The sequence below is a fragment of the Streptomyces sp. NPDC094034 genome (assembly GCF_040303865.1).
Taxonomy (GTDB): domain Bacteria; phylum Actinomycetota; class Actinomycetes; order Streptomycetales; family Streptomycetaceae; genus Streptomyces.
Genome location: NZ_JBEOUD010000001.1, coordinates 35460 through 53695, shown reverse-complemented (window position 1 = coordinate 53695; position 18236 = coordinate 35460). Strand labels below are relative to the sequence as shown.

21 protein-coding genes and 2 pseudogenes are annotated in these 18236 nt (G+C 66.4%); 13 read left to right on the top strand and 10 right to left on the bottom strand.

Annotated elements, in window-relative coordinates:
• The first annotated feature begins 78 nt into the window (after positions 1-78).
• Positions 79-1083 carry a small ribosomal subunit Rsm22 family protein gene (locus ABTZ59_RS00260; protein WP_351387011.1) on the top strand — a complete coding sequence of 335 codons (1005 nt, stop codon included), beginning with the start codon at positions 79-81 and terminating at the stop codon, positions 1081-1083.
• Here the strand turns inward: ABTZ59_RS00260 and ABTZ59_RS00255 are convergent.
• Both ABTZ59_RS00255 and ABTZ59_RS00250 read right to left on the bottom strand, forming a co-directional pair.
• The gene (locus tag ABTZ59_RS00255; protein WP_351387005.1) at positions 1080-1364 is read right to left on the bottom strand and encodes a DUF397 domain-containing protein; all 285 of its coding nucleotides are present in this window, start codon (positions 1362-1364) and stop codon (positions 1080-1082) included. The genes ABTZ59_RS00260 and ABTZ59_RS00255 overlap by 4 nt on opposite strands.
• The gene (locus ABTZ59_RS00250) at positions 1361-2194 is read right to left on the bottom strand and encodes a helix-turn-helix domain-containing protein (protein ID WP_351387001.1); all 834 of its coding nucleotides are present in this window, start codon (positions 2192-2194) and stop codon (positions 1361-1363) included. The genes ABTZ59_RS00255 and ABTZ59_RS00250 overlap by 4 nt, the downstream gene beginning before the upstream one ends.
• 116 nt (positions 2195-2310) lie before the next feature.
• On the opposite strand from ABTZ59_RS00250, the gene ABTZ59_RS00245 reads away from it, so the two are divergent.
• The 9 genes from ABTZ59_RS00245 to ABTZ59_RS00205 all read left to right on the top strand — a co-directional run bounded on the left by ABTZ59_RS00245 (position 2311) and on the right by ABTZ59_RS00205 (position 7055).
• A complete protein-coding gene (locus ABTZ59_RS00245) occupies positions 2311-2466 on the top strand; it encodes a hypothetical protein (protein ID WP_351386997.1) in 156 nt (51 codons plus the stop codon).
• A 216-nt stretch (positions 2467-2682) separates the two neighbouring features.
• Positions 2683-2856 carry a hypothetical protein gene (locus ABTZ59_RS00240; RefSeq protein ID WP_351386993.1) on the top strand — a complete coding sequence of 58 codons (174 nt, stop codon included), beginning with the start codon at positions 2683-2685 and terminating at the stop codon, positions 2854-2856.
• Positions 2853-3116 carry a hypothetical protein gene (locus ABTZ59_RS00235; RefSeq protein WP_351386988.1) on the top strand — a complete coding sequence of 88 codons (264 nt, stop codon included), beginning with the start codon at positions 2853-2855 and terminating at the stop codon, positions 3114-3116. The genes ABTZ59_RS00240 and ABTZ59_RS00235 overlap by 4 nt, the downstream gene beginning before the upstream one ends.
• 99 nt (positions 3117-3215) lie before the next feature.
• Positions 3216-3734 carry a DUF6879 family protein gene (locus ABTZ59_RS00230; protein WP_503001625.1) on the top strand — a complete coding sequence of 173 codons (519 nt, stop codon included), beginning with the start codon at positions 3216-3218 and terminating at the stop codon, positions 3732-3734.
• 118 nt (positions 3735-3852) lie between these two features.
• Positions 3853-4047 (top strand): hypothetical protein, encoded by a 195-nt coding sequence (locus tag ABTZ59_RS00225; protein ID WP_351386985.1) that lies wholly within the window; start codon positions 3853-3855, stop codon positions 4045-4047.
• Entirely contained in the window at positions 4031-4543 is a 513-nt protein-coding gene (locus tag ABTZ59_RS00220) for a DUF6879 family protein (RefSeq protein ID WP_351386981.1), read from the top strand. Before ABTZ59_RS00225 ends, ABTZ59_RS00220 begins: the two co-directional genes overlap by 17 nt.
• On the top strand, positions 4540-5406 hold the full coding sequence (locus ABTZ59_RS00215; protein WP_351386976.1) for a helix-turn-helix domain-containing protein: 867 nt from the start codon (positions 4540-4542) through the stop codon (positions 5404-5406). The genes ABTZ59_RS00220 and ABTZ59_RS00215 overlap by 4 nt, the downstream gene beginning before the upstream one ends.
• Positions 5407-5614: 208 nt before the next feature.
• The gene (locus ABTZ59_RS00210; RefSeq protein ID WP_351386971.1) at positions 5615-6733 is read left to right on the top strand and encodes a methyltransferase domain-containing protein; all 1119 of its coding nucleotides are present in this window, start codon (positions 5615-5617) and stop codon (positions 6731-6733) included.
• A 64-nt stretch (positions 6734-6797) separates the two neighbouring features.
• A complete protein-coding gene (locus ABTZ59_RS00205; RefSeq protein ID WP_351386968.1) occupies positions 6798-7055 on the top strand; it encodes a hypothetical protein in 258 nt (85 codons plus the stop codon).
• A gap of 22 nt (positions 7056-7077) precedes the next feature.
• Here the strand turns inward: ABTZ59_RS00205 and ABTZ59_RS00200 are convergent, their stop codons facing one another.
• Entirely contained in the window at positions 7078-8367 is a 1290-nt protein-coding gene (locus ABTZ59_RS00200; RefSeq protein WP_351386964.1) for a helix-turn-helix domain-containing protein, read from the bottom strand.
• 185 nt (positions 8368-8552) lie between these two features.
• Here ABTZ59_RS00200 and ABTZ59_RS00195 point away from each other — a divergent pair, with 185 nt between their 5' ends.
• The 3 genes and pseudogenes from ABTZ59_RS00195 to ABTZ59_RS00185 form a co-directional block, all read left to right on the top strand.
• The gene (locus tag ABTZ59_RS00195) at positions 8553-9017 is read left to right on the top strand and encodes a glycine-rich domain-containing protein (RefSeq protein ID WP_351386961.1); all 465 of its coding nucleotides are present in this window, start codon (positions 8553-8555) and stop codon (positions 9015-9017) included.
• A gap of 111 nt (positions 9018-9128) precedes the next feature.
• On the top strand, positions 9129-9836 hold the full coding sequence (locus ABTZ59_RS00190) for a class I SAM-dependent methyltransferase (protein WP_503001620.1): 708 nt from the start codon (positions 9129-9131) through the stop codon (positions 9834-9836).
• A gap of 119 nt (positions 9837-9955) precedes the next feature.
• Positions 9956-10561, top strand: a pseudogene (locus ABTZ59_RS00185) (transposase); the annotation flags it as partial.
• Between the two features lie 127 nt (positions 10562-10688).
• On the opposite strand, the gene ABTZ59_RS00180 reads toward ABTZ59_RS00185, so the two are convergent.
• From ABTZ59_RS00180 to ABTZ59_RS00150, 7 genes and pseudogenes are all read right to left on the bottom strand, one after another.
• Positions 10689-11096, bottom strand: coding sequence for an Imm50 family immunity protein (locus tag ABTZ59_RS00180; protein ID WP_351386949.1), 408 nt, complete (start codon positions 11094-11096; stop codon positions 10689-10691).
• Positions 11083-11586, bottom strand: a complete 504-nt coding sequence (locus ABTZ59_RS00175) for an Imm50 family immunity protein (protein WP_351386944.1) — start codon at positions 11584-11586, stop codon at positions 11083-11085. The genes ABTZ59_RS00180 and ABTZ59_RS00175 overlap by 14 nt, the downstream gene beginning before the upstream one ends.
• Positions 11567-11671, bottom strand: a pseudogene (locus ABTZ59_RS00170) (HNH/endonuclease VII fold putative polymorphic toxin); the annotation flags it as partial. The gene ABTZ59_RS00175 and the pseudogene ABTZ59_RS00170, both read right to left, overlap by 20 nt.
• Positions 11672-11960: 289 nt before the next feature.
• Positions 11961-12242: a hypothetical protein gene (locus ABTZ59_RS00165; protein ID WP_351386938.1), complete on the bottom strand. Its 282-nt coding sequence runs from the start codon at positions 12240-12242 to the stop codon at positions 11961-11963.
• Positions 12243-12299: 57 nt separating this feature from the next.
• Positions 12300-16970 carry a putative T7SS-secreted protein gene (locus ABTZ59_RS00160; protein WP_351386933.1) on the bottom strand — a complete coding sequence of 1557 codons (4671 nt, stop codon included), beginning with the start codon at positions 16968-16970 and terminating at the stop codon, positions 12300-12302.
• On the bottom strand, positions 16970-17617 hold the full coding sequence (locus tag ABTZ59_RS00155; protein ID WP_351386927.1) for a hypothetical protein: 648 nt from the start codon (positions 17615-17617) through the stop codon (positions 16970-16972). The genes ABTZ59_RS00160 and ABTZ59_RS00155 overlap by 1 nt, the downstream gene beginning before the upstream one ends.
• The gene (locus ABTZ59_RS00150; RefSeq protein ID WP_503001614.1) at positions 17614-18072 is read right to left on the bottom strand and encodes an SseB family protein; all 459 of its coding nucleotides are present in this window, start codon (positions 18070-18072) and stop codon (positions 17614-17616) included. Before ABTZ59_RS00150 ends, ABTZ59_RS00155 begins: the two co-directional genes overlap by 4 nt.
• Positions 18073-18236 lie beyond the last annotated feature (164 nt).

Sequence of the window (18236 nt, the reverse complement as noted above, 5' to 3'; positions counted from 1 at the left end):
TGTCCGTTTCCCGGCCCGGGATGCCCGCTTGCCCTCCCGGTGGCGCCCGCTGTCCGTGTCCGGGCCTAATATTCGTCGGTGAACGCCACCCTCTCCACCGCCGAAGCGCTGCGCGCCGCGCTCGCCGGGCTCCTCGACGGGCTGCCGCCCAAGCAGGCCGCCCAGGCCGTCGACCGGCTGATCGCCAACTACCGGGGCACCATCCCGACGGACGCGCCCGTACTGCGGGACCGGTCCGATGTCGCCGCGTACGCCGCCTACCGGATGCCGGCCACCTTCGAGGCGGTACGGGCCGCGCTGGAGGCCCTGGCCGACGCGGCGCCCGGGTGGGCGCCCGGAAGCCATCTCGATGTGGGCGGCGGCACGGGGAGCGGGGTCTGGGCGGCGGAGGCGGTCTGGGCGGAGCCCGGTGAGTCCCGTACCACCACGGTTCTGGACTGGGCGGAACCCGCGCTGGCCCTGGGCCGTGAACTGGCCGCCGCCACGGACACACCCGCGCTGCGCGCCGCCGAGTGGCGCCGGGCCAGGATCGACGCGGCACTGAAACTGCCGGAGAGCGACCTCGTGACGATCTCGTACGTGCTGAACGAACTCACCGAACGCGACCGCACCGCACTCGTCGCCGAGGCGGCGCGGGCCGGGCAGGCCGTGGTGATCGTGGAGCCCGGTACGCCCGACGGCTATCTCCGGATCATCGAGGCCCGCGACCAGCTCATCGCGGCGGGCCACCGTATCGCCGCCCCCTGCCCGCACGACGGCGCGTGCCCGATCGAACGGGGCACGGACTGGTGCCACTTCGCGGCGCGGGTCAGCCGCTCCTCGCTGCACCGCCAGGTCAAGGGCGGCTCGCTGCCGTACGAGGACGAGAAGTTCAGCTATGTCGCGGCGGTCCGCTTCGACGCGCGCCCGGCGCGGGCCCGGGTGACGCGGAAGCCACAGATCCGCAAGGGCCAGGTGCTTCTGGACCTGTGCACGAGGGACGACGGCCTGCGCCGCGAGACGGTCACGAAGCGCCACGGCGCGCTGTACCGGGCGGCGAGGGATGTGGCCTGGGGCGACACCTGGCCGCCGGACGAAGGCTAGTCGGCCGCGAAGGCGACGAAGTCACTCCACGCGGCGGGGGAGACCAGGAGGACCGGGCCGGTGGGGTTCTTGCTGTCGCGTACGGGGACGATGCCGGAGGGGGCGAGGTTGCGGGCGAATTCGACGCACTGGCCCTCATTGTCTCCGCTGTAGCTGGACTTCTCCCACTGCGCGCCGGACACCGAGAGGAACGACCGGCTGAACTCGACGCAGTTGCCCCCCTGCTGGTCGCTGTAGCTGGACTTTTCCCATTGTGAGCCGGAGAGATCGAGTGTGCTCATCGGGTCCATTCCTCCATCACCTTGTGCGTCATGTCGATCGACGCATCGGGGGAGAGCGCGTCGGCTCGTAGCCGATCGTAGAGCAGGTTCGCATCCGCCACGACCTTCCGGGAGTCGGTCACATGACCCGAGCCCGGACCCTCTTGGTAGAGCATGTCCGGCTCATCGTCCGCGAACCTCAGCAGCGTGAAAGCCAGAGGCCAGGCAGAAGCCCCGGAGCTGAACGGGAGGACCTGAATGGTGAAGCGGGGGGACTCGGCTTCCTTGATCAGATACGCCAGTTGCGCGGCCATGACAGCCGGACCGCCGATCGCGCGTCGCAGACAGGACTCGTCCAGGACGACCCACACGAGCGGCGGGTTCTCATGCTCCAGAACCGCACGCCGCTTCAACCGGCGTGCGACTTTCGCGGCGGTCACCTCCAAGGGATCGTTCGGCCGACCCTTCCGGAAGATCGCCTGAGCATAGGCTTCGGTCTGCAAGAGCCCCATGATCAGGCCCGAGCTGAAGTCCAGGACCGAGGACGCCTTCTGTTCGAGCAGAAGGTACGGCTCGAACCAGTCCGGATAGCCACCCTTTTCCGCGCAACGGTCCCGTAGCCGGGCGAACGTACGCGGCGTACCGAAGACTTGATCACACCCTGCGGCGAACTCCGGGCTCGCCATCCGGTCTCCGGCCTCCACCTTCGCCACGTACTGCTGCCCGTATCGGGCCGGTGCGCCCACCTCCCGCTGGCTCAGCCCCCGGGCCAGCCGCCACTCCCGTACCTCGTTGCCGAAGTAGGCAGCTCCGCTGACCGGTCCCACCGGCCCTTTCAGTTCGTCGGCCATGCCTCTTTCTCCTTCACCCCAGGCCCGTTGACGTGCGCTCAACCCTGTTCGGCGAAGGCACGCGTGCCGAATCTTGAACACACACAGTAATGCCACGACGACGGAGGGGCGCGCCAATGCGAGAGAGGGAAGCACCGGCCTCGGCCACCGAGGACTACGAGGTGGTCGTGCTGATCCCCGATGGGGTGCCATGGGAATTCGACGAGCCGACACTGGAGTTGGCGCGGCGCGTGGAGCGGGGACTGCGGAGGTTGGCCGATGAGGCGAAGTGAGGCGCGCAGGCGTCTGTCGCTGATGATCGCCGCGTACGGGGTGGACGGTTCGTTGGTCGTACCGAATTCCGTTTCCGCGGACGACCCAGGCGCCGAGGGCGCGGACCTCGCTCCCGGGGCCGCGCTCACGTGGCCGCCGTGCGTCTGCGGTCACCCGTCGTGCCCCGACTCGGCACCCCGCCCCGACTCGGCGCCCCGCCCGGGCGAGGACGAGCGATGACCATATCCCTACCGGAACATGAGACGGTTCCCGCGACCGGGTGCGACGTGTGTGCGGCGCTCCGGCGTCAGCGCGAGGAAGCGCGGGCCGTGGGCAATGGCCGCATGGTGCGCGACTGGAACGACGAGCTCCGCAATCACCCGCACCGCCGCTCGGGGGACTGGAAATGAGCCCTCTCACGCGCCTGCGACCGTTTCCTGTGTCACGGCCGGGGCCGGGCGAACTCCGCGTCGGCATGGCGGTGTTCGACCGCCACTACGACATACCGGCGGTGATCACCGGCTTTGCCGGCCCGATGGTCCTCCTGACCCGCCCCACCGGCCTCCGCTGGCACGTACACCGCATCTCGATCCGCCCGGCCACGCCGTACGAGGAACGCCAACTCCTCGCTCTCGCGGCCCTCCACAGAACACGCCTGAAGGGCCGCTGACCCCGTTCTATGCGACTTCGTGACTTGAGCCGCGCCCGCCTTGTGACGACGGCGAGACTGACCGTAACTTCCCCAGCACACAGACCGGAGGAGGTCGGAGTGGAGGAGCCCGTGCTGCTGGACGGCGACGAGTGGCAGGCGTACTTCCGCGACTTCAGGCGCTCCGCGTTCCGCCTGGAAGTCCACCAGACGTACACCATGCCGACAGAGGGAGCCACCGTCCGTGACTTCCTGGCCGGAGCCCCGAAGCCGGACGGCTTCAACGCGCCATGGCACCAGACCATTCGGGGTCACGCGGCAGCCGGGCGGACGATGACCCGTGCCAAGATCGTCCGTCGGCCGCTCACGCCGTACAGTCGCTACCTGTTCGAGTGGTGCATCCCGGGGAACGTGGCGGCCGGGGAGAACTACCACATAGTGGATCTGACGGACCGACCGAACCCCGGACTGCCTGGGCAGGACTTCTGGATGTTCGACGAGACGGTCGTGGTCCATCTGAACTATCGCCCTGACGGGACGCAAATCAGTCGGGAACTGATCCAGGACCCGGACATTGACTCGTATCTCGCATGGCGGGATCTCGCCCTGGAAAGCGCAGTACCGTTCAGCGCCCACTGACGAACCCGACCACGCGGTGGACGGGTCTATGCGGGAACGCGGGTAGCTCTTGCTCTCCAACGATCAGCACTCTAGCGTCCGAGACACGTATCCGCAGAGAAGCAAGGGGGGAGCAATCATGAAGCTGACGCGGATCTCCGGCGGAGACCCCGATTGCCGGACAGACGACTGCCCCACGGTCTACCGCACGGACAAGCCCAAGACGCTTGCGGTTCAGGGTTACATCGTCGAGCACACGACGCCTGAGGGTGAAGCCGTGGTCTCCATCCCCGAAGACGTGCTGAAGGAGGCCGTGCGTGCACTTGGATGGTGATCGGTGGACCACCTTCTTCGGTTCGTTCGAACGGGAAGCGTTCAGGCTCGAAACCCTCACTGTTTATTCCATGGAGGGTGAAGAGGAGGAGTTCGAGACCTTCCGGGCGACGGGGAAACTGGAACTCCCCGAGGATGATCCATGGCTGGTGAAGGTTCGGAGCTTCCGTGATTCCGGGCGACAGATTCGACGAGTTCACGTCGTCACCCGCCCACTCACGGATTACCTCCGGTACGAATTTGCCGCGTATCGCTACAACGTAGTGGCCGGAGAGGATGTGCGCATCCTCGATCTCACCGACCGTGAGAACCCGGGACTGCCTGACCAGGACTTCTGGCTGTTCGACAGTTCCAAAGTCGTCGCCATGAACTATCGGTCCGATGGCACACAGATCGGCCGGGACCTTCTTGAGACTCCGGACCTCAACCAGTATCGGCAATGGAAGGAACTGGCTATTTCGCTGTCGGTTCCGTTCTCGGAGTACGGCGCAGATTGAAGATAGACCCGCAACAGGCCGGGCAGGATCGCCTCGACCTCGCAACAGCGCTCAAGGAGCTACGCCGTGCATCCGGCCTGTCGGGTGAGCGGTTGGCCGTGCGCTGTGGAATGTCGCAGAGCAAGGTCTCTCGAATCGAGACGGGGCGATTCCTGCCGTCTGTTGTGGACGTACAGCAGATACTTCGCGCACTGGGCGTGGACGACGTCACGGCGACGGATCTGCTGAACCTGGCCCAGGTCGCGAATGCCGAGTACGAGGACGTCAGAACGTCTGTGAGACGCGGCCTGCACCATCGTCAGCGGGAACTCGCCGCCCTGGAATCTGGTGCTCGCCATATGCGGCATTTCTTGCCTGCCATGGTCACCGGTCTACTCCAAACCCCGGACTACATGCGGCAAGCCATGTCTCCCGCCGTGGAGCCCGCAGGAGGTGACATCTCCCGAGCCGTGGTCCTGAAGCTTGAGCGGCAGGCTGTACTCCATGACCAGTCCAAGCGTTTCGAATTTCTGCTGACGGAATCAGCAGTTCGGTGGCAACTGTGCGATGCCTCGGTCATGGCCGTGCAGGTTGATCACCTCGTGGCGGTTTCGAGGTTTCCCAACGTACGTCTATCGGTGCTGCCTTTGACGCGTCGAGTAACGGACGCGCCATTTCATACGTTCGTCACCTACGACGACCGTCTCGTAACGGCTGAACTGTTCAGCGGCCAAGTCGTTCTGCGTGATCCCAAGGACGCTGACTATTACCGAGAGTTGTTCGATTTCTTTGCTGAGCACTCGGCGAGTGAAGAGGACGCGCGAGCCATCTTGGAGTCCTGGGCAGACGGTTACAGGGCCCAATCCATGCGGGAACGCGACTGACGGTAGCGAGTAGCTGCTTTCGGTACAACAATGAGTTCCACGCCGATGGCGTACAAGGAGCGTACAAGGAGCAACGAAAGGTGAGACATCGATGGGTAAGAAGGGCGGAGATCACTCCGGAAAGCCCGATACTTCCAGCAGTGACGGCCACCGCGACAAACCGCCGGGTCCGACCAGGCCCTACGAGCCGCCGAAGAAGTGACGGCGCATGACAACGCGACAGACGCAGCACGGACTCGTTCAGGCTCTTGAGGACAAGGGCGCACTGCCGCCTGAGTGGCGGGAGGCTGTGGCCTCGGTGGACCGGGCGCTGTTCATCCCCGAAGTGTTCGAGGGCGGTGACTTTGACGGAGATCCCGAGGGGTGGTTGCGGGCGGTCTACGCGGACGCGCCCGTCGTGACGCAGGTCAATGACGGGAAGCCCACGGTCGACGGGGCGTTCCGACTCTTCACCTCGTCTTCTTCGATGCCGTCGATCATGCTCGAAATGCTTGGCCTGCTCGATGTGAGGGAAGGGCATCGGGTGCTGGAGATTGGCACAGGGGTCGGTTACAACGCCGGCTGGCTGTGTCACCGACTCGGTGAATCATCCGTGACCAGCGTGGAGTTGGACGAGGCGGTCTTGGCCACCGCCAGGCGGAATCTGAAGCGCGCGGGGTTTCGGCCGACCACCGTTCTCGGGAACGGCCGCGACGGGGATCCTGACGGTGCTCCGTACGACCGCATCCTCAGTACGTGCACCATGCGGAACATCCCTGAGGCGTGGTTGGAGCAGTGTCCCGACGGGCGGATCGTCACTCCGTGGGGCAGCAGCTTCTTCAGCGGTTCGTACGTCACGCTGGATGTGGTAATCGGGGAGGCCCGGGGCACGTTCTCCGGATATCCGGCCTTCATGTGGGACCGCACCCAGCGAGGTGGTGCCGGGCGCGTCACGGACATCTACCACGGGGAGGAGGGGGAGAAGGGCACCACAGACATCGCGCCGCAGAACGTCATCCAGGACGATCCCGCGTTCTTCACCGGCCTGAGCGTCACCGATGCGTGGTATCGCTGGTACGAGGCGGACGACGACAGCGGAGAAGCGACGCTCTGGCTCGTCGCCGACGACCGGAAGTCGTGGGCAACGGTGGAGTACATCCCGCATGCGGATACGTACGAAGTGGAGCAGTACGGCCCCCGTGCGCTGTGGGCCGAGGTGAGGAAGACGTTCCTGCGGTGGTACGACCTGGGGCAACCGGAACGGTCCCGCTTCGGTCTGTCGGTCGATGGCGGCGGCGGTCAGCGGGTCTGGCTGGATGACCCGCGTAATGTCGTCGCCCGGCCGTAGGCCCTGAGCGGAGGAAAGCCCCCGACTCGGTGGGGGCTTCCGGTTCCAGGGAGCCACGCCGACCGTGAGCCCGGCGCCGCGGTCGGCGCCGCGGTCGCGGTCGGCACCGGGTGAACTCCGCGTCGGTATGACGGTGTTCGACCGCCACTACGACATGCCGGCGGTGATCACCGGCTTTGCCGGCCCGATGGTCCTCCTGACCCGCCCCACCGGCCTCCGCTGGCACGTACACCGCATCTCGGTCCGCCCGGCCACGCCGTACGAGGAACGCCAACTCCTCGCTCTCGCGGCCCTCCACAGAACACGCCTGAAGGGTCGCTGACCCCGTTCTGTTGATCAGAGACTCAAAGGGCTCTCTTCACGGCGCTGTGCAGCTCACGAACGCCGCTGGTGCGTGGATGCCGTTCCGTCAAACTGTGGATGATGCTGCGGATGGCGGGCCGGTCCCGGATCTCTCCGGGGCTGGCTCGGTATGCGGACAGCAGTGCTTGGGCCGTCTGTTCCGGTCGCTGCCATGCCCACCAGGCTCGCGCCATGTCGGTGCCCAGCCGGGCCTTGCGTTCGGCGGTCGGGAACTGCTCAGGGCGCAGGTCCTTTCCCGCCTCCAAGGCGGCGCCCGCGTCTCCGAGAGCCCAGTGCACGCCGACCGCATACAGGTCGACGGAGGCCGGGTTGATGGGGAACAGGCGGCCCGCTGGGGCGGTCTGCGGCAGCCGTCGGGCAGCGCGGCGGGCTTCCTCGGTCATCGCCAGGGACTCGTTACGGTGTCCGCCACGAGCAGCGGTGTAGGCAAGGGTGCAGAGCATCTGCGCGTACGCGGACGCCGACGCGTCGGTCCGTAGGCCCGTTGCTTCCACGTGGGAGGCGGCTGCGGACATGAGGCGCTGTGCCTCCTCGTTGCGGTCCTGGTGGCGCAGCACAATCGCCAGTTCCCTGGCGGCAGCGGCCGATGCGAGGGGGGAGCGGGACACTTCGGCCCAGGTGCGGGCGCGATCCGCAGTCAGTCGGGCCTGCTCGTAGGAGCCGAGCTTGCTCAGCACGGCTGCGGCGAGGCTGTAGACGGTAGAGAGCCGTGCCTGATCGAGCGCCTGGCGCGAAGAGGCGGCGGCGTGCCCGTCCGCGATAAGGCCGGGCAGGGCGGCAAGCAGCCGTCCGTGCGTGCCTTTGTCATACAACTCGCGGGCAATCGCGAGCCTAGTGTCCAGCGGCCCCGTGCCGGTCGGTGCGGGGGTGTGGGCCAGGGCCTCGTCCAGCCCCAGCAGTAGGGCGGCCGGTCCGGCGGCCGCCGTGGCGGTGAGCAGCGTACGGCGGCGCATCGGGTCCTCCTCGGCGTGCGGATTGGCCGTTACTCTAGTGGCCGCCGATGCTGTCGGCGTGGGTGGCGCCAGAGAACTCGCCAGGATGTTCCGTGGAACGCCGACTTCGAGCGCGGCGCGGTGTACCAGGGCCAGGTCGACGACCCTGTTACGACGCTCCAGCCGGGAAATCGTTGCCGGTGAACAGCCGAGCCGGTCACCCAGGACAGCGAGGGTCCAGGCCCGGTGTTCACGGCCAAGCCGGATGAGGGCGCCGGGGCGCCGCTGCGCGGCTAACTCGCGCGCTCTCGTGCTGTTCCAGAGCGGGTCAACGGGCACAGGCCCCTCCCACGCCATGCGACCGGGGCGGCCCACAGTACGCATACCGGACGAAGTCGTCGAGACTGCTTGCACAACGTGCAAAGCCTTTGCACGGCAAGCGAGTTGATTACCGCTGGTTCGTTCGGCGCGGTGTGCTGGGTCCAGCGCCCCGAATCACGGGGCACCGTCCATCGGAGGGCTCCATGGCAACGGCTGCCGCACCCCAACTGGCCACCGACCCTACGACCGGCCCGGTCCGCCTCATCCGGGAGGTCGTGTCTGCCGAGCTGTGGGACAAGCAGGTCAGGCTCCTGGTGCGGGACTACCCGTACGATTCGATCATGGCGGCCAGGGTCCTCGGCCAGGGTTACGCCTACCTGCTGACCGCGATGAAGCACCGGGGCGCGTCCCTGGGCCTCGCCCCCAGCAGGCTCGTCGACATCGGCGTGCACGCGATCATCCTCGACACCGTGGCGTATGCCGAGTTGTGCGACCGTTTCAACGGCGGGCATTTCCTGCACCACGTGCCCAAGGTGGAGATGAAGAACGACGGCTCGGTGATGACGACGGCACAGATCATCGCCTCCGACGGCTGGGATGTCGACCTGTCGCTGTGGGTGGACGCCGCCGACTGCGGTCCTTGCCACCCGGGCAACGACTCGCACTGACCGAGGGAAGACACTGAGCTCCGGCCAACTCAAGCTCCCCCGGCCGGGGCAAAGTGCGCGCGGGAGTGACATTTCCCGGGACCGGCCCGGAGCCATCCCTTGCCCGCCAGGATGGTGTGGGTGACCACTATCTCCCCGGACCTTTGGCACCACTACGGCCGTACCCGCGCCGAACACGACCGCGCGGTGCCCGAGACGTTCCGCTGGATCTGGGGACAGGACAGCGGCCCTGGCCCGGAAGTCCTGGGTGACCTCTCGGCGCGGGTTGTCGGTGACCTCGGCGCCGGGGCCGCCCGGCACGCCGCCCACCTCGCGGCCTATCACGAGCCCGCCCGGGTCGTCGCCGTCGATGCCTCGCCCGCGCAGTATGAGATGGCCACCGGGCTGTTCGGCCACCTCGCGCCGCGTCTGCGTATCGCGCGGTCTGACGCGGTGTCGCACCTGAACGCGACGGCCGATACCTACGACGTGCTGTACAGCGTCTTTGGCGCGCTCGACTTCACCGACCCGCGCGAGCTTCTGCCGGCGGCTGCCTCTGCCCTCAAGCCCGGTGGGCTACTGGCGTTCTCCACTCTGGCGCACTACCTCAACGGCTCCGTCGCTCAACCGGACGTCGTGGGCACCGACGTCCCGGCGAAGACCCCGGAGGGAGAAGCGACCTGGATGCGCCGCTGGGTACTCCAGGAACAGGTGTGGGTGAAGGTCCTGGACGAGGCGGGATTCACCCAGATCACCATTGACGTGCTGCCATCCACGCTCCCCGGGCCGCGCACTGCGGACACGCTGCTTGTGACCGCAGTACGCAAGCAAGATCCCTGAGCTCGTCGGTCAGTGGCGGCGGGCTGTCAGTCCATCGGCGTTGCCGGTCGCAAGAACCCCGTCCCTGGCGATCCGAGCCACCAGGGCACCCCAGCAGCGCGATTCCTCTTACCGCTTGTCGATATCTGCGGATCACCGAGGCCCGCGACCGGCTCATCGCGGCGGGCTACCGTATCGCCGCCCCCTGCCCGCACGATGGCGCGTGCCCGATCGAACGGGGCACGGACTGGTGCCACTTCGCGGCGCGGGTCAGCCGCTCCTCGCTGCACCAGCGCCGGGCCCTGGGAGCCCAGGTCAACGCCCTGCTGGAGGCCCACCCTCTTTCCCCGGTCCTGACGTCGATGCCCGGCGTCGGCGTCAGGACCGCCACCGTCCTGCTGGTCACCGTCGGCGACGGCACCAGCCTCCCCAGCGCCGCCCACCTCGCCTCCTACGCCGGACTCGCCCCGGCCACGAAGTCGTCGGGCACCTCGATCCACGGCGAACACGCGCCCCGAGGATGCAACCGCCGGCTCAAACGTGCCATTTTCCTCTCCGCCTTCGCCTGCATGAACGCCGATCCCGCCTCCCGCACCTACTACGACAAGCAACGCGCCCGCGGCAAAAACCACACCCAAGCCCTCCTCCGCCTCGCCCGCCAACGCATCAGCGCCCTGTTCGCCATGCTCCGCGACGGCACCTTCTACGAATCTCGCCCGCCCACCGACGCCGAACCCGCCGCATGATCCCGGCCAGAACGAATCACCCCAAAATCGACAGGGGTGCCCTGACGAAGGACATAGAGGCACCCCCCGCGATCTTGCTGAGGTGCGCAAGTTTCCCGGCATCCGCGAATCCGCCGGATCCCATCTCCTAATCATTTCTCGATACAAGGCTCACGCGTGACTTAGTGAGTGAAAGAGATTTCGCGTGAAAGGACACCGAGGTTCCTCTTGATTCAATCCCCGCAAGGATGTCTCCGTTGGATCCTCGCGTAAATGTGATGTCCTTGTCGGCAGGCCCGTTCCATCCGGTGATATCGAGTTGCGTCACTTCGGAGAACATGAGATAGAACTCGAATGAATTGGCTCCTGAGGGCTCCCATTCGTGGCGTCCCAGTTGCGGCATGTACGGTGTCTCGAATCCTAGAGTGATACTGATCCCGCGTTCATCCATGAGGAAATAGAACAGGTCGCACGTGTTGAGATCCGGTTCCTGGTCGTACTGGCTGTAGATGCTCTGCGGGTTGTCCAGAAAAGACGGCCAGCTAGAGGTGCTCATAGAAGGTCTTCTCGTAAGTATTCGGAAGAGACGTGAAACGTCGAGAGTCGACTCGCCCCAGGAAGTTACGCGGGCCGGTGTCCCGCCCGGTATCGCAGCCCGTGAAAGCGCTCATGTGGCCGACAAGGATTGAGTCACTGCTGTCGAAGGAAAAGATGTCCTCCACTCCTGTGGCGCTGACGGAAATCTGGCGATCACGGACTGATGAGATAGAGATGTCGGCGAGGAGGGGAGGCCTCCATGCGCTCATTCTGAAATTATTGACCGCCAGGAACTGGAGGTGACACTGGAACGTGTCATTTCCTGACTCGACCCAGTCGGCTGGTGCATTGTCCGGAAAAGAGGGGAGGTCCATCCGCAATGTCAGGGTGGGCCCGCGCCAGTTGAGGTGGATTGACCGTAGTCTGACGGCGTTGAGCGGGGGGACTGTTGAATAGAGAGTGGTGAGCGGATCCGAATTTCTCACCAGGTCAATCCATCGATGGGTCATAGTAATAGTGTTCCCCGGTGCCCGGGATCTGGCCGTTTCGGGTATTTTCGTAGGGTCTCACGTGTATGCGTGGCCCTTGGTGGCCGGACTCGCCAGGCTTCTGGCGGCCGAATCAGCGGTCCTGATAGACGACGATATCTCCGGACGGTGATTCGTACCATTCCTCGCTGTAGAGGATGCGCTGGTCGTTTTCGTCCGGCAGTTGCTTGCCGCCCTGCCAGTCCGGAGTTGTCGCGGGTACCCCAGTCGCCCACATCGAATGGCTGTTGGCCTTCAGGGATGCCGGCGTCTTTGAACGCTAGCCTCGCCTGCCGCCGGAATAGTCGTAGAAGGTCCGCTTGAACAAGGTTGTGGCAGGCATCCTGACAAGTCGTTCATTCAAGCAGGTCGCCAATATATTCCCGTAGCACTTCGGGGACTGATTCGAGTCTGATCTCGTTGAGGTGTTCAAGTTCCCCGGAATTCGTGAATCCCCCGGATCCGAGCTCCAGAAGGGCATTGAGCTGTGATTCGAGGGCTGCGTGGTCTTGCTCACATGCGGCGGTAACGGAAAGGACAGTTGCCAGCATTCTCCCGTCGGCCGGCGAATAGCTACCGATCTGGTCTGTCGCCTCATCTGCCCCGAGCTCTCGTTGCCTGGCATCGAGGGAGGTCATCTTTCGAACGCTTTCGAGCAGGTGACGGGCGTGCATGGTCTTGCGGATCCCTTGGGGTTAGTAGGGGAGAGGGTACTGGCTTGGCCATGGTATGTGTGTATCGTTCGCGCCACTCGGATTGTAGTGAGGGCTGTTGGGGTTGTGCGATTGTCGATGATAGAGATTCCCTGAAACGTCTTGATACCTTCCGCCGATGGATATTCTGTAGACATCGCCATTAGCTGCATTCGATCCCGCAGGAGCTTTCCCGTCGGCATCGTGGACGCGCATGCGGACAACATTTCCTGTTTCAGGGTCAGTCCATTTATATTCCACTCCCTTCTGGGCTCCTCCATTCGGATCTGGTGTGAGGTGACGGACCGTCGCATCAGATGGGACCACATCCAGTGGATTGCTCTGCCGCAAATCCCATCCGCCATCCTTGATGCGTGGCGGGCAAGGGCCCAGGCCGAGGGGGTCGGACCAGGTATGGGGATTGTGGACGTACGTCGCCGGGTTGGGGGCCGGTTCGAGGCCGAGGGGGTCTTGGGTGAGGTAGCGGGCGGTTTCGGGGTCGTAGTGGCGGAAGTGGTTGTAGTGGAGGCCGGTTTCGGGGTCGAAGTACTGGCCCGGGAAGCGGAGTGGCGTGTAGGCCGTGCTGTTCGTTGCCCAGGTGGTGGTGCCCCAAAGGGTGGTGCGGGTGTGCCAGGCGAGGGAGCCGGTCTCGTCTACGAGTTCCGTGGGAGTGCCGACTAGATCGGTGACGATGGCGAAGAAGCGTTCGTCGATTTCTTTCTGAGGGGCGTCGGCCGGGGTGATGCGTTCGGTCTGGGCGAGGGGGTGCAGCCCGTTGTGGTGCCAGGTGAGAGTGACCGAGTGCGGCAGTTCATCGGATCGCGTGGTCTGTTCGCAGAGGGTGGCGCCGTCCCAGGTGAAGTCCACCCGCTCCTCGACCGTGGCGCCGTCGGCGGCGAGTCGCTGTTTGGCGGTGCGCCGGCCGAGCGGGTCGTAGAGGTAGCGCCAGCGCGTGCCGTCGGGGGTGGTGACGGAGATGAGACGGTCCTCTGCGTCCCAGCTGTAGCGCCAGGTGTCCGGCTTGCGGGAGAGGCGGATCTTCTGGCGGAGGGTGATGCGGCCCTGGGCGTCGTGTTCGTAGCGCATGTCGCCCGCGCGAGTGATGCGGGTGCCGGTGTAGGTGCGCTCTCCCCGCGCCTCACTGCGGGGATGCCGGTCCGGCCACGAGGCGGTGGTCTGGTTGCCGGCTTCGTCGTAGGCGTAGGTCTCGGTCCAGTTCGTCGCGTGGACGGCGGTGACACGTCCTGCCGGGTCCAGGTCGAAGCGGCGACTGCCGGAGAGTTGGTCGTCGATGCCGGTGAGGTTGCCGTCCGCTCGGTAGGTGTAGGCGCGGAGCTGGAGAAGGTCCGCGTCACGGCCGCGCACGGCTTGGGCGGTGAGCTGCCCGGCCGTGTCCCAGGCATGAGTGAGGGTGAAGGCGGAGCCCAGGTGGCGTGCCAGCTCCTGGCCCGCCGCGTCATGTTCGAAGACGAGGGTGCGGCCCGAGGCCGTGAGGGCGGAGCGTCGCCCCGCCGCGTCGTACCTCCAGGTGCTGGTGGTGCCGGCGGGGGTGGTGCGTCCGATACGGCGGCCCAGGATGTCGTAGGTATAGGACACGGTGCGGTCGGCGACCGTCTCGGACTTGAGGCGTCCGTAACGGTCACGGAGCAGCGTGAGCGTGGCGTCGCGACCGACGGCCCGGGCGAGAGCGTCGGTGAAGTCGTACTCATAGGTGGTGATCGCGCCGTCGGCGTCCTTGGCCGCGATCCGGCCCAGTACATCGCGCTGATAGGTGATCGACTGGCCGAGGCCGTTCGTACGGGTCAGCAGCGCACCCGTGGCGTCATGGGTGTAGGTGAGGGTCCGGCCGTCGAAGTCCGTCTCCGATGTGAGGCGGCCCGCCGGGTCGTAGGCGTAGTCCCAGCTCAGGCCCTGGGGGTTGGTGACACGGATGAGGCGGAGATTCGTATCGTGCTTGAATTCGTAGCGGGCGCCGTCCGGGCCGGTGCGAGCCGTCATGAGGTCGAAGTCGCCGTACTCGAAACGGGATTCGGCGCCCATGGCGTCGGTGTTGCCGGTGCAGTTGCCCTCGCCGTCGTACGTCCAGGACTGTGCCGTCCCGTCTGCCTCGATGCGGCGGGCGAGTCGTCCCTCCGGAGTCCATTCCAGATGTGTGGTTGCCCCGAGTGGGTCGGTCACGGCGACTGTACGACCGAAGGCGTCGCGCCCGTAGCGGGTGACCGCTCCGAGCGGGTCGATGACCTCGGCGATGAGTCCGGCCCGGTCGCACCGTACGTGGGTGGTGTGGCCGAGCGCGTCCGTCACCGAGGCGAGGTGGCCCGCCGCGTCATAGACGTAGTGCGTGGTGGCGCCGGACGGGGCGGTGGCCGACACGCGGTTGCCGTGTTCGTCGAAGCTCTGGCGGTGGGTGGTGCCGTCCGTGGCGCGGAAGGCCGTCGGCAGGTTGAGCGCGTTGTACGTCACTGATGCCGTCCGGCCGTCCGGCCGGGTGAACGAGACCAGGTTGCCGTTCTCGTCGTACTGAGACGTACTCGTCCCGCCGAGCGCGTCGGACCGCGACAGCAGGCGGTTGAAGCGGTCGTATGCGAAGCGGGTGACCGCGCCCAGCGCGTCGATCTCGGTGACGACCTGGGCCCGGTCGTTGATCACGAACCTCTTGGTGTGGCCCAGGCCGTCGGTGATGGACGTCATGCGCAGGCCGGTGTCCGGGTCGGTGTCGTCCCATGTGAAACGGGATTCGACGTGTCCGTTCGAGCCCGACTGGTAGACGCATCGGTCGAGGTCGTCGTAGACGTAGTCGTAGTGGCTGCCGTTGGTGTCGGTCCACGACGTGATGCGGCCCAACTCGTCGCAGCCGAAGTGAAGGGGCCGTCCGGAGGAGTCGGTGACCTCGGTGAGATGGCCGTCTGTGTAGCCGTAGCGGCGGATTTCCTGGTCGGTGCCGTCCGGGGCCGCGCCCGCCAGGTGAAGGGCGGTGACTCTTCCCTCGCTCGTGGTGAGCTTCAGGTGGTAACCGCCGTGATGCGAGATCGAGGTCGGGGCGCCGTCCTCGTCGTACTCGAAGGAGATCCAACGGCCGTTACGGTCGTCCGTCTGAACCAGGAGAGCCAACTCATCGCTGTGGTCGACGAAATGCAGGACCCGCCCGGTTTCCGGGTCGGAGATGGTGTAGCCGTCGTCCACTCGGTCCAGGGGCCATCGCCTGCCGTGTGTGGGGAGGACGGGGACGCCGGGCGCGGGATGCGGATACGCGAGCAGGCTGCCCTCGTCACAGCTGAACACCACACCTTCCGCGTCGATCTCCAGCCGCTGGTCGACCGTGCTCGACCAGGTCGGACCGAACCAACGGCCCGCGCGACGCGAGGAGTCGAAGGTGCGCTGGAACACCAGGGGCATGGAGCCCGGCAGCGCTATGTCTGTCTGAGGCAGGAGCATGCGTCCGGTCGCGACATCGACCGGGTCCCCGCTGCACTTCGTCTCGCCGCACTTCTTGCCGCCGTTGTCAGGGTTTTTGTCGTACCCGTGCCGGTTCCCGCCCTTCGGGCCCTCGGCAAGGTCCTTCATCCCGGCCCGCAGACCGCCTCTCAGAACCCCGGTGCCTTTGGTGCCGATCAGTTCCGGGACGAGGCGCCCGAGGAATTCGGACGGGTCGCCCTTCGCCGACTCCCAGGCGTTCTTCAGCGCGCGGTCCGGGTTGGCGACGGTGGAGGCGAGGCCGGCGAGCGTCATGTTGACGCCCTTGTAGTACTCGGCGGGGTGGGTCAGGTTGTACGGGTCCATCGGGTTCACCGAGCGGACGAAGTTGACCAGGCCCGCGGTGCCCTTGACGACGCCGCCACCGAAGTGGGCCAGCTCCACGCCCTGGCCCAGGCCCCAGTCCATGAGCTCCAGCTTTGCCCGCTCGCGACCAGTGGGCTCCTTTGGGGCATGCGCCATCGCCGCGGTGATCGCCCCCTTCGCGGTCTCGGCGGCCTCATTGCGGGCGCGCCTGGCGTCGTTCAGGATCTCCCGCGCACGCTGACGCTTGGCCGCGCCCGGGTCGGTGAACTTCCCGGGATGGGGAAGAGGGGCCTCGCCGTCGCGGGCCGCGTTGTACGCGTCGACTTTCTTGTTGAACTCGTCCGCCGCCGTCTTGGAGGTCTCGTTGCCCTCCTTGTACAGGGCGATCGCCTCGCGGGCCTTGCCCTGCGCGCCGGTGACCGACGTGGAGTATGTTTCCAGTGCCTTGGCCGCGTCCTCGAAGGCGTCGGCGGCGCGCAGCCAGTCCGTGGGCAGCGTCTGGAACTTCTCCCGGAACGCGTCGGCGCCCTCGCCCTTCCAGTGACCGGAGTCGAGCTTCTTCATCCCGCCGCCGACGAGATCGAACGCCTTCTGGAAGTCCCGCAGGTTCTTCACCGTCGCGGCGATCTTCTCCGGCCTGCCGTGGATCAGCTCGTCGGCCTCCTCGGTCTGGCCGAGCTGCTGCTCACCGACCTGCGCGCCGAGCGAGGAGGCGGTCTCGTCCCCCCAGTCCTCGACGGCATCCGCCCAGTCGTGCGCGCCCGCCTTGTCCAGGCCCTCACCGACCCGGTCCGTGGTCCAGTCGACCCCCTCGCCGACGATCTCCTTGCCCTTGTCGATCCCCTTGCCGACGCCGTCGATGACGTTGTCGGCGAGCCCGCCCCAGTCCACCATCAGCGGCTCTCTCCCCAGCGCGGCTCTTCAGCCTGCGTGACCGCCTCCGCGGAGGGATCGAGAGTCTCTTTGAGCTGCTCGTCCAGGACGTCACGTACCTCTGGGTCCATCGTTCCGGTGCGTTCCAGCGAGTCGAGCATCGCGTCCTCCACGTCGTACGCCGTGTCCTTCCACGTCTGCTTCACCTCCGCGTGCGCCTCGGAGAACGACTCGGCGCTGAAGTCCGGGTTGTCGTACGCGCTCTGCTCGCTGATCTCGCTCCAGCCGAGGTTCTTGACCTCGTCCTCGCTGAGGTGCGGGTTTCCGTTCAGCGAGTTCACCCCGATCTTGATCGAGTCCTTGACGTACTGCTCCTGCTCGGCGAACGCACCGGCCGACAACCCCACGCCCCGGGCGAAATCGTTCCCGCGCAGCGTCAGAGCCCGAACTCCCCACTCCCAGCGATCACAGAACGTCTCGAACTCCGACGTCAGCCCGCCGTGCCCCAACTCCAGCCCGGACAGCGACAGATCCGAGAACCCCCGCCCCGTCGACGCCTCGCCGATCATCCCGAGCTCCTTCAACTCGGCATGCGCCAGGTTGATGCCCTTCGCGATGTCCGCGAGCGCCGAAGCAGACGCCCGCAGGTCAGAATTGTCACCGGTCATTCCGTCCCCCCGAGATCAACCGCGACCGACTCCGGCACAATGCCCACGACCGGCGGGAACAACATGCCCCCTTCGCTGCCCGCGTCCAGTGCCACACCCGCCGGACCCGGCAGCATCGGCACCATCACATCCAGCAGCCGCGCACCGAGGATGGTGCGGTACGTCCACTCACGCCGCGCGTCACCCTGCGCCCGCGCGAACCTGGCCAGCGCCTCCTCGTCCGAGAACGCGCAGATCCACCGCACACCGTTCTGCTCGGCGGTCCACAGGCTCCCGTACGCGTCGAACGGCACCAACACCGCCGTGCGTCGGAATTCGCCCAGCAACATCGCGAACTGACGCCTCGCGATCGTCAGTTGATCCGGTGGCGTCGGGTCGGGCGACGGCCGGGGCGCTTTCTCGGCAGTGGTCCTAGGACGCGCGGCCGGACGCTCCGCGTCGTGCCAGTCGACCAACTCGGTCAGTCTCGACGGGCGGTCGGGCCCTGTTGTCTCATCCCCGTTTCCACGCACATGCGAGAGGCTGTCACGGGCGCGTTCCCGCGAGCAAGGCAGCCACGGTCACCGGCGGTTGGTTGTCGACCCTGGCTCGGAGCGCCGTCCCGGGCCTCGCAGGCCGG